Source organism: Gilliamella sp. Fer4-1 (assembly GCF_001690515.1).
Taxonomy (GTDB): domain Bacteria; phylum Pseudomonadota; class Gammaproteobacteria; order Enterobacterales; family Orbaceae; genus Gilliamella; species Gilliamella apicola_C.
Genome location: NZ_LZGZ01000064.1, coordinates 1 through 15,242, shown reverse-complemented (window position 1 = coordinate 15,242; position 15,242 = coordinate 1). Strand labels below are relative to the sequence as shown.

Here is a 15,242-nt window from a genome sequence, read left to right as displayed (position 1 = left end):
ATAATTTTCTAATGATTTTTTTATTCGAAAGAATAGATTATTATCAATTTATTAGATAAATATTTAAAGGAAGACTAAATTTTTCTAATTATCAGCCGATATAAACAATATTGAATAATTGTTATAGGTAGACTAAATCATGGCAATGAGCGCATTAGGCATTGGTTCTGGAATTGATCTTAATGGTATTTTAGATCAACTAGAAGTGGCCGAAAAAACACGTTTAACCCCAATTACAACTCAACAAAAAGCAATTAATGCTAAAATTAGTGGTTTTGGTAAATTAAAAAGTGCATTAACAACATTTAATACTGTAACGGAAAAACTTCAAAAAAAAGATCTTTTTCAAAGCCGAATAGCAACAGGAAATGACAATTATTTTTCGGTAAAAGCAAATAGCAAAGCAGCATTAGGTAATTATACAGTTACAGTTGATCAATTAGCCACATCTCATGGTATTGCTACATCGACGATCAATGATAAAAATGCTAAGTTGGGTAATGATAACCAAACGCGAACTATTACTATTGAACAAGCTAATGGTCAAAAAATTGATATAACCTTATCTCAGGATGAGACATCTTTAGAATCAATAGCAAATGCCATTAATAATGCCAAAGTTACTAATGAAGATGGAACAACCAGCTCTTCAACAATGAATGCTTCCATTATTCGTTCCGGAGCAGATGGTTATCAATTAGTCATCACATCGAAAGAAACAGGTGAACAACAAAGCATTACTTCTATTTCATCCGATGATGATAAGTTAAACAATATTATTGGGTTTGACATTAATCAGGCGAGCAATAGTCCTATGTCTGAAGTTGCAAAAGCGCAAGATGCCAAGTTTTCGTTTAATGGTATTGCGATAACCAGCACTTCAAATACCGTTAAAGATGTAATAGATGGCGTTGATATTACGTTAAAAGAGATTACGACAACCAGCCAAAATCTTACTATAAGTGCAGATAACGAAAAAACAGAAGAAGCCATTAAAGAATGGGTCGAAGCATTTAATCAATTACAGTCAACAATATCAACGTTAACTAAATTCACCACAGAAGATAAAAATTCAAAGGAATTAAATAGTAGTAATGGTCCACTTGTTGGTGATGCGACATTACGCAATATTGACCAAAGTATCCGTTCTATCTTTGCCAAAGGACAATCGGGTGAATACTCGGTATTGGCTCAAATTGGTATTAATATGGATAAGAATGGCACGTTAACGATTAATGAAAATGAGCTAAAAAAAGCACTGAATGAAAATAGTGATGCAGTGGCAACACTGTTTACAGGTGATGGCAAAAACACAGGGATCGCCAATGAGGTTTTTGCTAAAGTCAGTGGATTTATTGATAGTGATGGTATGATTGATTCGGCAACTAATGGGTTAAATACCACATTAAAATCATTAGATAAACGCCATGAACAAGTGAGTAATTCTATTGAACAAACCATTGAACGTTACCGAGTTCAATTTACCCAATTGGATATTTTAATTAACTCGTTAAATAGCATGAGTAATTATTTAACTACCCAATTTGATATGATGGCAAACTTAAAAAAATAGAGGGAAGTAATGTACAAATTAGGTTCTAAAGCTTATGAGCAAGTGAATTTAGAAACCCGTGTTAATCAGGCATCCCCTCATCAATTAATCGTTTTATTATTTGATGGTGCACTTAATGCAATTAAATTGGCTAACTTGTATATCGAAAAGGGCAATATTGTAGGTAAAGGTAATGCTATTTCTAAAGCGATTAATATTGTTGATAATGGGCTTAAAAGTTGCTTAGATTTAGAAAAAGGGGGTGAAATTGCTGAAAATTTAGATCGTTTATATCAGTATATTAGCCAACAGTTAGTTCTAGCCAATTTACATAATGATAAAGAAAAATTACAAACCTGTTTTGATTTATTAAACAATATTGCCGAACCTTGGCGTGAAATTGCAAAATAAAAAAGGATGATTATGCAAGGAAATAACTTATTAGAACAATACGAACAATTTAATTATGTTGTTGAACAAATGTTGATAAATGCCCAGAATGAAAACTGGGATTTATTGTTGAGTTGGCAGGCGAAATACCTTCAATTATCGAAAGGTATTATGTTGGTTGATGATTTTTCGAAAATTGAAAACATGCCATTGCAACATCAAGACCTGATTCGAATGTATATCAAAAATATACTTAGCTATCAGCAGCAGTTAACCCAATTAATAATTATTCGTCATTCTCAGCTTAGAGAGTTGATTGGCAAGCATGCCGATTATCAAACTAAAATCGGTAGCTATCAAAAAATTGCCTGTTTAATGTAAGTTTGTGGATGCTTTGCTTGAATCTTATTCATCGATAGGAACCAAGCAAGCATCCCGTTAAACAACCTCAATCAATATTGCGATTTAAAATAATTAACTCTTTGTTTTTTGTGTTATTGTCTTCTTCTTTTCCGTAAAAAACAACAGTATAATTAGCATCTTTGGTTTTGACGATCTCACTAATGATTAATTCTTTTGTGGATAATTTAAACACTTCTTTTGTGTGCAGGTTTATATAGCAACCAACGGTTTCCTGAGAAAAGGCTTCGATCACCCGATTATTTTGAATTGTAATCCACCCATTGCCGATTTCATCAGTGAATCGCATAACAAACGTTTCTGCGGCGATTTTTATCGGTTCCCAAATAGAATAAATTTGTCTTTCCATATCGAGCAATAGATTTAGTTCGATTTCTCCGCTGGGTAAAACATTGATTAAATAAAACTTACCTTTTTCATCAATATTTAAAATACTCGATGTATTAGAAAAGCTTAAATTCAATACGCAAGTTAGATAAAAACGCTTTCCTGTGTTGATATTTCTTGACTGTAAAACGTTCCCCATCTCATCAACTTGGCGATGTAACCAACCATTGTCAACACAAGCAAGTAGATGGATTTGGTTATTCAAAGAATCAATAAATAATTTGTTATGTTTTGGAAGCGGAATTTTATTGGTATAGATTTTTTTTATATCATCATTTTTAAATGCAACTGCAATCAATTTATCTGGTTTTTTTTCTGAAAAAATATCAACATAATGGAAAATAGAAAAATCATGACATATTCCCTTAAAATCGCCGACAATAGGGCGTTTGGGCTTTGGATAGTTGATATTTTCTCTATCAAATAATGGGAGCATAATTTCTAAATCTTTATCTGGATGGTACACAGTAATAGACACATAATCCTTACCAGTAGGGCTGACAAAAAAATGGGGTAGGATTCCATCAGGCTCATAATAATAATGAGTATTTTTCTTATCGAGTTCAATAACAACATATATAACCTTATAATCATCCCCGTTTTGTGGATAAAAATTAGCAGCAATAACAAGCTTTTCTTGATAACAAATTGCCCTTGTAGTAGAAAACCCATCAAGCGATGTCAGAACAATCAGTTGCCCTAATGTTGGGTAGTCGAGATGCTGTTCATTTAAGGCTATATTGGCTTTTTTTAACGTTATCATTTTGAATCCTTTATGTATTTTATTGGTTTTTTATTAAATGATGGCATTATGTCGTTATTTTTTTAAATAGTATAGTAAAAATGGTAAAGTTTTTTGAGCTATCAGTTGATAACGAAAATAATATATTTAGCAGTACAACAAGCATCAAAAATATGAGCGATGCTTATTTTAAACTTGAATCGTGTGGTGCGTTGATTATCGCATTTAGATCAGAATTAATGGTTATCGGTAAAAGTAAAATGCAAAATTTAGGATATAGGAATGATATTTGATGCCATTAATTAAACATTCATATTCATAATTTCTTGATAAGCGGCAACCAGTTTATTACGCACTTGAATACCAAACTGCAATGAAACCGATGACTTTTGCATATTAACCATCACTTCATTTAATGACGTATTGGGATCGCCCATTTCGAAAGCTTTAGCGTCATTATGTGCTTGTATTTGTCGCTGACTTATTCCATCTAACGCATTTTTTAGCGCTAAACCAAAATTTTGTTTATCAGAAAAAGTTGATTGTTGTGAAGTTTCTGTTAATTGATTTAAGTTAGCGAATTGAATTGAATTTAACGTATTGATTGTATTCATGTTGATAATTACGTCTTGTGTTTTTTTGTCAATGTGCCATTAAATTTATCATAAAAATAAAAAGCCAAAGGGTTTAAGTAAGGGGAAAACTATACGCTTTTCTAGCCATTGAATTTTCTAAATACATGGATAATAAACGACAGAGTAAATCTAAATAGTTTAGAATCAGGATGCCTATGACTAGCCAAACAGTCAATAATAAAGGTCAATCAATATTAAATAAGTTACCTTTTGTCAATCAATTAAAACAAAACAAAAAAATGGCATTGTTAATTGCTGGTGTCATTACAATCGCAATGATGAGTTTTGTCTATTTATGGGCTAAAGATGAGCCTTACGCAGTTCTATTTAGTCATTTGAATGATAAAGATGGTGGCGAAATTATTAGCCAGCTTGATAAGATGAATATTCCTTATCAATTTTCCTCTTCTGGCACGACTATCTTAATTCCTGAAGATAAAGTTTACGATACCCGTTTACGGATTGCCCAACAAGGGTTGCCTAAAGGTGGTGCAGTTGGTTTTGAATTGCTTGATAAAGAAAGTTTTGGTATGAGCCAATTCAATGAGCAAGTTAATTATCAACGCGCTTTAGAAGGCGAATTATCAAGAACAATTGCTATCATTAGTAGTATTGATGATGCGAGAGTGCATTTAGCTATGCCTAAACCTTCTTTGTTTGTTAGAGAACGCAAATTTCCTTCAGCGTCAGTAGCATTAACATTACTCCCAGGTCGCTCATTATCGCAAGGTCAAATTGATGGCATTATTCATTTGATTTCAAGTAGTGTACCGGAATTACAGCCCGACAAAATCACAATTATTGATCAGCGAGGCAATTTATTAACTGGTGAAAGCTATCGTGACAGAAGCGCGAATGTTGCGCAGTTGGAGTTTAGTGAGCGGATTGAAAACAGCGTTCGTGAGCGAGTAGAAAAAATTATTATTCCTATTTTGGGTAAAAATAACGTCAAAGTACAAGTGAATGCTGATGTTGATTTTAGTCGCCAAGAATCGACATCAGAAACGTATGATCCTAATAGCAATATTGCGAATCAAACCATTCGTAGTAAACAGCAAGTCGAAAATCATCAATCAGCAACAAGCTATGGTATTGGCGGAGTGCCAGGTGCGTTATCTAATCAACCTGTACCAACACCTAGTGCACCAATCGATGAAAACGATGAATCGATTGAAAAAAATAATAAACAACAACCTTACAACTTACAATCGAATAATACCGTTAATTTTGAAGTAAATAGACAAGTTATACGTAGCCAAATACCGGAAGGACGGGTTAAACGTTTATCGGTGGCTGTTTTGGTTAATTATAAATTTGTCACCATTGAGCCAGATGAGGCTAAATCTGATGATGACAGCAAGTCATCTTCTATAACAGAACGATGGGTAAAGTTAGATAACGATGAGCTGAAAAATATTGAAGCATTAGCACGCCAAGCAATGGGCTTTTCTGATTTACGTGGCGATACATTAACGGTTGCAAATTTGAAATTTACCGATCAAGCACTTGATGGCAATGACGATATCGCATTTTGGAAAACCAATGAATTTTATGATTCTGTCAAAACAGGGATTAAATATTTAATTTATATTCTTATTTTCTGGATTATGTGGCGTAAGGTATTACGATCGTTCTGGATAAAATTACAAAGGCAGCTTCTTAACAGTAATGGTCAAACATCTGATATTGAGCTATCAGCGGAAGAAAAATTAGATTATAAAGCACACAGTAAACAGCAACACAAAATGTTTGAAGATAATATGCAACAACAACAGCACATACGAAAAATTGTTGAGAAAGAGCCTCGCGTAATGGCATTAATTATTCGTAGCTGGATGAGTAGGGAGGACACTAACCAATGATTTTAAGTGAATCTCAGAAAGCGGCTGCCATTTTAATGGTATTAGGCGAAGGGCTGGCGGCGCAAGTAATGCAGCATCTTAGCCAAAAAGAAGTACAACAAATTAGTAGTGCTATGATGTCGTTGCCTCAGTTTTCTCAAGAACAGTTGAAAGGCATACTTAACGAGTGCCAAGTTGCACTTGAAGAGTGCGCTGTTTTAAATACTGATCCCAATGGTTATTTACGATCAATATTGGGGCGTTCACTGGGTAGTGAAAAAGCGGAACGTTTACTTGATGAACTTTTATCAACTGAACAAGAAGAAGCTACCGATGGTCTTGAAATGCTCAATTATATTGATGCGACAAGAGCGGTTGATCTAGTGAAGAAAGAGCATCCTCAAATTATAGCAACGATTCTTGTTCATCTAAATCGCGATTTAGCGGCAGAAATTCTAAACTTATTTGATGATGAATTACGAAACGATGTTATGTTACGTATTGCAACATTTGGGGGGGTTGAGCCTTCAGCGCTTCAATTGCTTTCAACCTCACTATCGACTTTACTACATGGTCAAAATATCAAACTTAATAATCTTGGTGGTATACGTACTGCGGCAGAAATTATTAACTTAATGAAAACACAGCAAGAAGAGCAAGTTATTAATGCATTGCGTGATTATGATGGAGAATTAACCCAAAAAATTATTGATGAAATGTTCTTGTTTGAAAATCTTGTTGAAGTGGATGATAGAAGTATTCAACGCTTACTTAAAGAAATCGATAATGAAATGTTAATCATTGCATTGAAAGGTGCAACGGTTGAGTTACGTGACAAATTATTAAGTAATATGTCACAGCGTGCAGCCTCTATTTTACGTGAAGATTTAGAAAATAGGCCACCTGTACGTTTATCTCAAGTTGAAACCGAACAGAAAAAAATATTGGCGATTGCTCGTCGATTAGCAGAAAGTGGTGAAGTGATCCTAAGTAGCGGTGATGATGAATATGTGTAACCGGCTAGATAGATCAAATTGGAAACCATTAATTTTTCAAGATTTTTCTTTATCAGAATTACCGAAATTAAGTAAAAATGAAGTTACTATAAACGTTGAAATTGATGAGCCTGAAACAGAATTAACTGCTACCGAGATAGATAATGTTGCAATTGAACCAGAGTTAAATCAGGCACAACAGTTAGAGCTGTTAAAAGAAAAGGTAAAAAAACAGGCTTATCAGGAAGGTTTTAATTTAGGTCAACAAGAAGGTTTCAATGCTGGTAAACAGACTGGTTATGATGAAGGATATCGAATTGGCGAGCAAGAAGGGCGCCAGTTCATTGAACAACAACTTAATAAAGAAAAAATAAATGCCGTTCAAGCTATAGCTAATTTAATGACTAATTTTCAAAATTCGATTAACGAAATCAATGAATTAATTGTTCCTAAACTGCTTGATTTAGCATTGATTGCTGCGCAAAAAACAGTAGGTACGATACCAAAAGCTAAGCAAAAACAGCTTATTTATACCATAAAAACATTAGTTGAACAGTGTTCAATCTTGTCTGAACCTATTGCATTGCATTTTAATCCGGCTGATTTGCTATGGTTAGAACCCATGCTGAATGATGAAATCAGTCAACATCATTGGCAACTTATTGCCGATTCTAACGTAGAACAGGGTGGATGTAAGATATTTACCGAAACTAATGAAATTGACGCAAATGTCGGTCAACACTGGCAAATAATGTCTGATAGCCTAAAAGAGGACAATCATTAACATGAGATATTCTGCAAAATGGCTAAGTAAAATTGATCAGGCTAAACAACAACTTGAATCATTATCACTAATCCGCCAATACGGAAGATTGGTTAAAGCATCGGGACTTGTGTTAGAAGCTACTGGACTAAAGTTACCTTTGGGATCTAACTGCTTGGTTGAACGACAAACCGACGGTCGAATTGAGCCTGTTGAGTGCGAGATAGTTGGATTTAGTGATAAAACGCTTTACTTAATGCCATTTGAATCCACTGACGGTATTTTATTAGGCGCTCGTGTTTATACCAAGCAATATGATTTAGCGCACTTTAGTCATAAAGTATTACCCATGGGAATGGGTTTGTTAGGTCGAGTTGTTGATGCTATGGGTAAACCGTTAGATGGTCAACCGTTACCAGAAGATGTTGAATTTGGTGGATTATCTCATAAATCGATTAACCCATTACAGCGCACGCCAGTTCACCAAGTGCTTGATGTTGGCGTTAGAGCCATCAACGCATTATTAACGGTTGGTAAAGGACAGCGAATGGGGTTATTTGCTGGTTCTGGCGTTGGAAAAAGCGTTTTACTTGGCATGATGGCACGTTACACCCAAGCCGATATTATAGTTGTCGGATTGATCGGTGAGCGGGGGCGAGAAGTTAAAGATTTTATCGAAAATATTTTAGGTGAAGAGGGATTAGCGCGAGCGGTTGTTGTTGCCGCACCAGCGGATGTCTCGCCATTATTACGCTTACAAGGCGCTGCCTATGCGACTAAAATCGCCGAAAATTTCCGCGATAAAGGGTTTAATGTGTTACTGATTATGGACTCTTTAACGCGTTATGCCATGGCACAACGTGAAATTGCGTTAGCTATAGGAGAACCACCAGCAACGAAAGGCTATCCTCCGTCGGTCTTTGCCAAATTACCAGCATTAGTTGAAAGAGCAGGCAATGATGAAGAAGGAAAAGGCTCAATTACGGCATTTTATACGGTATTAACTGAAGGTGATGATCAACAAGATCCGATTGCTGATTCAGCTAGAGCCATACTTGATGGGCATATTGTTTTGTCACGCTCACTTGCTGAGTCTGGTCATTACCCTGCTATTGATATCGAGGCCTCAATCAGTCGAGTGATGACCGATCTTACCGCACCTGAGGATGAAAAAAAATCACGGTTGTTTAAACAGTTATTTTCAAGTTTTCAACGAAACCGCGATTTGATTAATGTTGGTGCTTATGTGTCTGGCACCGATCCTTTATTGGATAAGGCGATTATGCTGTTTCCTGCTATGCAAAAATTTTTACAGCAAGGAATTAATGAGCATTGTAGTTATCAAGATGCTTATCAACAATTAGTAAATATTGTCGAACCCAAATTAGCTAGTTAGGACTGAGTAATGGTAAATAAAAATTCTGGGCAATTTGCTTTTTTAACACTAAAAAAATTGGCGCAAAAATCGGTAGACGATACTTTACTTAAGTTAAAAAAAGCCCATGAAAATCATCGTAATGCACAATCACAACTGAATGTATTAAATGATTATTATGATGAGTACCGACAAAAATTAAATAATGCCTTATCTCATGGTATTAATGGATGCCAATTAAGTAATTTTAATGCATTTATTTCAACCCTTGAAAAAGGCATTGAGCAGCAAAAAAAAGTATTGTTATCGTTAGATATTAAGCAAAAGCAAATAACCCATCAACTTAATCAATCACAAAAAAACTTGAACACTTATACAACATTATTAGACAAGCAATATAAAAAACGGTTACAGCAACAAAGCCGTTTGCAACAAAAACTGACTGATGAATTTGCACAGCTACAACTAGCAAGGAGAGTATTAAATGAATATTAATCTTATTAATGATTTAAATCTTACCCCATCTCATCAATCGCAATCAGTTGAAACGGATGTAATTGCAAGTGATAATGATGGTTTTCAACAATTATTGCAACAGAGTGAAAAGCAAAGCCAACAAGGCAAAAAAATCATTAATGCTGAGTTAAATGTTATCGATGATACACACGAAGATCATGATGCTGATATGATCATTATGGCTATCAATCCTTTTTATATACAAACTATTGAACAAGAAAAACAAGATGTTGTAAGCGCAAAACAAAATAGTGAGGCAAAAACCAAGCCCAATTTATCGATAACAAATCATCTAAATACTGACATTTTAAATGCGGATTTATTCGATAATTTATCGTCAGAAACGTTAATTAATGATCAGCCAACACAGCTACTGGCCTCTATTTATGACAGTGAGAATTTAATCAATAAAGCAAAACAGCAAACAGATGTCATGCCATTGTCGGACAATCACCAAGCGATAGCCACTGATCTGGTGCATAAAAAAGCCACAAGAATTAAAAATGATGTGAGTAATACGCATTTTAATCAAACGAATAATACACAAAATGCTAGCGACATTAGGCAAAAAGCGATGGCAGATCAAACACCATTTATAATAAATAATGACGATCAAGGTGCGATTTTGCATATCAATCCCGAATCAGCTTTAACGACCCATGCCAATGGGCAAAATGCATTAGTACCGTCAGTTAATACTAGCACGACATCAGCAACACTAAATATGTCGATGCAAGCAAATACTACGCAATGGCAAAATTCATTAACAGAACAAATTATTATGTTTAATCGGCAAGGTATTCAATCTGCCAACATAAATTTGCACCCACAAGAATTAGGCTCATTACACATTAAACTTGCGATGAGCGATGATAAGATGAATCTTCATATGATGGCAGCACATGGTGTTGTTAAAGGTCTGTTAGAATCGGCACTGCCTTTCTTAAAAACATCATTAGCCGATCAAGGCATTACCCTAGAACAAGCAGATATTGGTGACTTTTCGATGATGAGTGATTCGCAACAATCTGCTATGTATCAGCAAACCAAACACAATCAGTCACATAACGCCCTAACGTTAGATCCAGAGACAAACGATATCAATGTTGAACAAGTACGTGTTGAAAATAGCCCACAAAAATCGGCACTCAGTATATTTGCTTAACGATTAAAATTACTATTTATTATACAAATTGGGGATTAGAGAAGATGAAACGTTTAAATAGGTCATGTTTTGTTGCCTATTCTTCAAATCAATTTTAAAAATATGATTTATTATTCTCGTCACTATAGCCAATTAATGGATTATAAATCTTTTTAAATTTTTATAGAGACAAGAGTAAATATGCCTACAACGTCCAAAAAAGTAAGTGCTTTAAATTTAATCCTTATTCTTATTACCCTATCAGCAATAAGTGCCGCAGCTTATTTGTGGTTTCAAGGCTATCTAAAAGACACAACTAAAGTGCAAGAAGAGCCTGAAATCGTCTCGCCAGTATTTTTAACATTAAAACCGTTTACTATTTCATTGCCTGTTGCTGAAGATAATATTGAGATGACTAAAATCCTTTATGTCGGGGTGGTATTACGTGTTAATGATGAAAATCAAAAAACAGTGCTATTGGATTATTTACCCGAAGTAAGAAGCGATATCCTCCTCCTTACTTCAAAGCAATATATTAATAAGCTAAAGCAAGAAGCAGGGAAAATCGATTTACAAGAACAGATAAAAAATACGTTATCGCGAAAATATAATGCAAAACATTGGGTAAATATTGATGAAGTTTTATTTACTGATTTTATTATACGGTGATGATTATGCCTGATAAGCGTGAGCCGAAACAAGACATAAACGAAAGCAGTGATGCTTTAACCCCTGATAATTTTGTTGTAGCTGAAGATGATAGCAATATTGATGCTTTGGGTGCCTCGTTACCTACAGGAAAAAAGACCGATGTTAGACCTTATGATTTATCAGTCAAACATCGATTTATCCCTGAACGTTTAACGGCATTAGAGATCATTAATGAACGTTTTGCTCGGCAATTTCGAATTGGATTATTTAATCAATTACGCCGTAATACTGATGTAATTGCCTCTCCCGTTGAGTCTCATACGTTTAAAGAGTTTTCTGATATTTCATCAGCAAATCATTTGAATTTAGTGCACCTTAACCCATTAAGAGGAACTTGTTTATTTTCATTCTCACCTGAGCTAGTGTTTATTATTGTGGATTCATTGTTTGGCGGTGATGGACATTTTTCCCAAATAGAAACAGAAGGGCGGGAATTTACGCACACGGAACAGCAAATCATTAAACGAGTGCTCGAGTTAACATTAGTTATTTATCAAAATGCATGGGCTGATATTTACGCCATTGAAACCGAATATATTCGTTCTGAAATACAAAGTAAATTTACCAACATTACTAGCTCACCTGACGATGTCGTGTTAACAACCAATTTTAAAGTTGAAGTGGGTCATAGCAAAGCAACATTTTGCGTTTGTATTCCTTATTCTATGGTCGAACCAATCAAAGAGTTGCTAATAAAACCGCCTATCGAAGAACAGACTTATCAAGACGATAATATCTGGATGAGTTCATTAACCACTGGAATTAAACAATCATCTGTCGAATTAGTTGCCAATTTTACCCATATTCATACAACCGTTGAAAAACTGTTAGCGTTAAAAGTTGATGATGTTTTAACAATTGAAAAACCAACAAATATAGATGTAACAGTTGGCGGTGTACCGGTATTAAAAGGCCATTACGGTAAAGTAAATAAACAATATGCAATTCAAGTAGAACAGGTCATTAATCCTGTAATAGAACAACTGAATGAGGGAGTGTTCAATGACTGACATTATACCAAATAACGACGAAGACCAAGAAGAAAAAGTAACGAGTGATGAACTCATCACTAAAGAGGCTATTTTTGAAACATTATCACCGCAACAAACGGAAGAAAAAAAGCAAGATATTAATCTGATTTTAGATATTCCTGTTGATTTAAGTGTAGAGCTTGGTCGAACCAAGATAGCAATTAAAGATCTATTAAATTTAACACAGGGATCTGTAATTGCATTAGATGGGCTAGCTGGTGAACCATTGGATATATTGATTAACGGTTACTTAATTGCTCAAGGTGAAATTGTCGTTGTGGGCGATAACTATGGTGTGCGTATCACCGATATTATTACCCCATCAGAACGTGTACGAAGACTGAGCCGTTAACAGTGAAGATTGAGCCGTTAATAGTAATGAAGCAAACTAATTTGGTTGAACCTGTGGATACTATAGCAAACACCAAAACGTTAACAAACGCCAAAACGTTGGCTCCGTCATCTTCTCCGTTAAATATTTATACTGAAGTAGGATCCTCAATAGGATCAACGCTTATCGTTGTCATTGGTTTTATTTTATTGTTAGGTTGGCTTGCCAAACGAATGGGCTGGAAAAAAAAGACCAATCAATGGATCGATGTCAAAGCCACATATAGCATTAGCCCCAAAGAGCGTATGGTTGTGGTTCATGTTGATAACCAATTATTAGTGATTGGGGTTACACCTCAACAAATGACGTTATTACATACTATCAATGAACAACGCACTCAAGCACTGCTTTCGCAAAATATGACAGATACCACTTGTGTGAAAAGTAACGTATTTCAGCAGATATTACAATCCGCTTTAAAAGCAAAAAAGGAGTAACAACTAGTGCGGTTAAATTTTACTATTTTGCTCAGCTTATTGTTACTAAGTTTATCATGCCATGCTGACTTATCTGCGTTACCTACCATATCCCAACCCATGAGTGGTGGGCAAAATTGGTCATTACCTGTTGAAACCTTAGTCTTTTTGACATTGCTTACCTTCATTCCAGCAATTTTGTTACTAATGACCAGTTTCACACGTATTATTATTGTATTAGGTCTGTTACGTAATGCACTTGGTACGCAATCGGCACCACCCAATCAAGTTATTTTGGGCATTGCCCTATTTATGACCTATTTCATTATGTCCCCCGTGATTGATAACATTTATCAAGATGCTTATGTGCCGTATTCGCAAAATCAAATCACCATGCAAGAGGGCTTCACTCAAGCGGCTAAACCATTACAACAATTTATGCTTGCCCAAACACGAGAAACGGACCTAGCATTATTTGTTAACATGTCTCACCAAAATGATATTCAAACACGTGAAGATGTCCCTTTAAAAGTACTGGTTCCGGCTTTTGTTGTCAGTGAATTAAAAACAGCATTTCAAATCGGTTTTACCATTTTTATTCCTTTCTTAGTGATAGATCTCGTGGTTGCAAGCACGCTCATGGCATTAGGCATGATGATGGTACCGCCAGCAACGGTGTCTTTACCATTTAAGTTAATGTTATTTGTGTTAGCCGATGGTTGGCACTTATTACTTGGTTCGTTAGCACAAAGCTTTTTTAGTTGAATCACACTATGTCGCCCGAATATATTAGCACCTTAGCAATACAAGCAATAAAAGTCGCTGCATCACTGGCTGGACCGTTACTATTAGTTGCTTTAGTAACAGGATTAATCATTAGCTTATTACAAGCGGCCACGCAAATTAATGAAATGACATTATCATTTATTCCCAAAATTATCGCGGTCGTTGTGGTTTTAATCATATGGGGACCATCAATGCTATCAACCATGATTGATTATATGCAAACGGTCATTACCGATATTCCTAATTTAACCCGTTAAATCAAATGGATTTTAATAGTAATATTTTATTTAATATTGATTTCTTTGCTTGGGCTAAAGACGGCTTTTTCCCCTTTGTGCGCATCTTAGCGTTGATTATGGTTGCCCCTATTTTGGGAGAAAAAGAGATCCCCAACCGCGTAAAAATAAGCTTAGCATTACTTATTGCAATTGCTTTGCCACTTCCACATCTTGATGAACATATTAAAATATACTCTTTTATTGGCATATGGATGATTGCACAGCAAATAATGATTGGCGTGCTTATTGGTTTTACTATGCAGTTAGCATTTATGACGGTGCAATTTGCCGGCGAATTAATTGGTATGCAAATGGGACTTGGAATGGCAACTTTTTTTGATCCTATTGGCGGTCCATCTACATCGGTATTGTCACGCTTAATTAACATTATTGCACTGCTAATCTTTCTTAGTATCGATGGTCATTTATGGTTGTTATACGGCATAGCAAACAGTTTTGATATTATTCCCATCGCAGTAACACCATTACAAGCAAACGGATACTTAGCTTTAATTGATGTCAGTAAACTATTATTTATCAATGGGATAATGTTAGCACTTCCCTTAATGACATTGTTGTTAATCGTCAATATATCATTAGGGCTACTTAATAGAATAACGCCACAACTCTCGATTTTTGTTGTCGGCTATCCAGCTACATTATTATTAGGATTGCTCATGCTAACTTACTTAATTTCAGCATTGCCCACCTTTGCTACATTTGTCTTTGAACAAATGTTTGAACAAATTTCTAGTATCTTATGGTATTTAACTCTGTGACATAAATTGATCACACAGTCGTGTTTAATTAACCTATTCAACTTGACTTGCTTTTTGTGGGTATTGGGTGAAATTACTATTCTATCATAT

At 35.0% G+C, this 15,242-nt stretch carries 19 protein-coding genes; 17 read left to right on the top strand and 2 right to left on the bottom strand.

Going from position 1 to position 15,242, the window contains the following annotated elements; all coding sequences use genetic code 11:
* Positions 1-139: 139 nt before the first annotated feature.
* The 3 genes from fliD to A9G30_RS02215 are packed head-to-tail and all read left to right on the top strand — an operon-like array spanning position 140 to position 2,323.
* Complete coding sequence (gene fliD / locus A9G30_RS02225; protein ID WP_081295560.1) at positions 140-1,573, top strand: flagellar filament capping protein FliD; 1,434 nt, start codon at positions 140-142, stop codon at positions 1,571-1,573.
* A 9-nt stretch (positions 1,574-1,582) separates the two neighbouring features.
* The gene (gene fliS, locus A9G30_RS02220) at positions 1,583-1,963 is read left to right on the top strand and encodes a flagellar export chaperone FliS (RefSeq protein ID WP_065587903.1); all 381 of its coding nucleotides are present in this window, start codon (positions 1,583-1,585) and stop codon (positions 1,961-1,963) included.
* Positions 1,964-1,975: 12 nt separating this feature from the next.
* Positions 1,976-2,323: a hypothetical protein gene (locus tag A9G30_RS02215; RefSeq protein ID WP_065587902.1), complete on the top strand. Its 348-nt coding sequence runs from the start codon at positions 1,976-1,978 to the stop codon at positions 2,321-2,323.
* A 67-nt stretch (positions 2,324-2,390) separates the two neighbouring features.
* Here A9G30_RS02215 and A9G30_RS02210 read toward each other — a convergent pair whose 3' ends face one another.
* A complete protein-coding gene (locus A9G30_RS02210; RefSeq protein WP_065587901.1) occupies positions 2,391-3,512 on the bottom strand; it encodes a hypothetical protein in 1,122 nt (373 codons plus the stop codon).
* 80 nt (positions 3,513-3,592) lie between these two features.
* On the opposite strand from A9G30_RS02210, the gene A9G30_RS02205 reads away from it, so the two are divergent.
* Positions 3,593-3,784 (top strand): hypothetical protein, encoded by a 192-nt coding sequence (locus A9G30_RS02205; RefSeq protein ID WP_065587900.1) that lies wholly within the window; start codon positions 3,593-3,595, stop codon positions 3,782-3,784.
* A gap of 9 nt (positions 3,785-3,793) precedes the next feature.
* Here the strand turns inward: A9G30_RS02205 and fliE are convergent, their stop codons facing one another.
* Entirely contained in the window at positions 3,794-4,105 is a 312-nt protein-coding gene (gene fliE, locus A9G30_RS02200) for a flagellar hook-basal body complex protein FliE (protein WP_065582102.1), read from the bottom strand.
* Between the two features lie 176 nt (positions 4,106-4,281).
* Here fliE and fliF point away from each other — a divergent pair, with 176 nt between their 5' ends.
* The 13 genes from fliF to fliR all read left to right on the top strand — a co-directional run bounded on the left by fliF (position 4,282) and on the right by fliR (position 15,152).
* Positions 4,282-5,988: a flagellar basal-body MS-ring/collar protein FliF gene (gene fliF / locus A9G30_RS02195; protein WP_065587899.1), complete on the top strand. Its 1,707-nt coding sequence runs from the start codon at positions 4,282-4,284 to the stop codon at positions 5,986-5,988.
* The gene (fliG, locus tag A9G30_RS02190) at positions 5,985-6,983 is read left to right on the top strand and encodes a flagellar motor switch protein FliG (protein ID WP_065582104.1); all 999 of its coding nucleotides are present in this window, start codon (positions 5,985-5,987) and stop codon (positions 6,981-6,983) included. Before fliF ends, fliG begins: the two co-directional genes overlap by 4 nt.
* On the top strand, positions 6,970-7,746 hold the full coding sequence (locus A9G30_RS02185; protein WP_065587898.1) for a flagellar assembly protein FliH: 777 nt from the start codon (positions 6,970-6,972) through the stop codon (positions 7,744-7,746). Before fliG ends, A9G30_RS02185 begins: the two co-directional genes overlap by 14 nt.
* Before the next feature lies 1 nt (position 7,747).
* Positions 7,748-9,121 carry a flagellar protein export ATPase FliI gene (gene fliI / locus A9G30_RS02180; RefSeq protein ID WP_065582106.1) on the top strand — a complete coding sequence of 458 codons (1,374 nt, stop codon included), beginning with the start codon at positions 7,748-7,750 and terminating at the stop codon, positions 9,119-9,121.
* Positions 9,122-9,130: 9 nt separating this feature from the next.
* The gene (fliJ, locus tag A9G30_RS02175) at positions 9,131-9,595 is read left to right on the top strand and encodes a flagellar export protein FliJ (RefSeq protein WP_065587897.1); all 465 of its coding nucleotides are present in this window, start codon (positions 9,131-9,133) and stop codon (positions 9,593-9,595) included.
* Positions 9,585-10,781: a flagellar hook-length control protein FliK gene (locus tag A9G30_RS02170; RefSeq protein WP_065587896.1), complete on the top strand. Its 1,197-nt coding sequence runs from the start codon at positions 9,585-9,587 to the stop codon at positions 10,779-10,781. Before fliJ ends, A9G30_RS02170 begins: the two co-directional genes overlap by 11 nt.
* A 180-nt stretch (positions 10,782-10,961) precedes the next feature.
* Positions 10,962-11,429: a flagellar basal body-associated FliL family protein gene (locus tag A9G30_RS02165; RefSeq protein ID WP_065582109.1), complete on the top strand. Its 468-nt coding sequence runs from the start codon at positions 10,962-10,964 to the stop codon at positions 11,427-11,429.
* Between the two features lie 5 nt (positions 11,430-11,434).
* Positions 11,435-12,481, top strand: coding sequence for a flagellar motor switch protein FliM (fliM, locus tag A9G30_RS02160; protein WP_081295554.1), 1,047 nt, complete (start codon positions 11,435-11,437; stop codon positions 12,479-12,481).
* Positions 12,474-12,854: a flagellar motor switch protein FliN gene (gene fliN, locus A9G30_RS02155; protein WP_065582110.1), complete on the top strand. Its 381-nt coding sequence runs from the start codon at positions 12,474-12,476 to the stop codon at positions 12,852-12,854. Before fliM ends, fliN begins: the two co-directional genes overlap by 8 nt.
* A 26-nt stretch (positions 12,855-12,880) precedes the next feature.
* Entirely contained in the window at positions 12,881-13,330 is a 450-nt protein-coding gene (gene fliO, locus A9G30_RS02150; RefSeq protein ID WP_141671952.1) for a flagellar biosynthetic protein FliO, read from the top strand.
* 6 nt (positions 13,331-13,336) lie between these two features.
* A complete protein-coding gene (gene fliP / locus A9G30_RS02145) occupies positions 13,337-14,074 on the top strand; it encodes a flagellar type III secretion system pore protein FliP (protein WP_065587895.1) in 738 nt (245 codons plus the stop codon).
* Positions 14,075-14,082: 8 nt separating this feature from the next.
* Positions 14,083-14,352, top strand: a complete 270-nt coding sequence (gene fliQ, locus A9G30_RS02140) for a flagellar biosynthesis protein FliQ (protein WP_065582113.1) — start codon at positions 14,083-14,085, stop codon at positions 14,350-14,352.
* Positions 14,353-14,357: 5 nt separating this feature from the next.
* On the top strand, positions 14,358-15,152 hold the full coding sequence (fliR, locus tag A9G30_RS02135; protein ID WP_065582114.1) for a flagellar biosynthetic protein FliR: 795 nt from the start codon (positions 14,358-14,360) through the stop codon (positions 15,150-15,152).
* Positions 15,153-15,242: the final 90 nt, after the last annotated feature.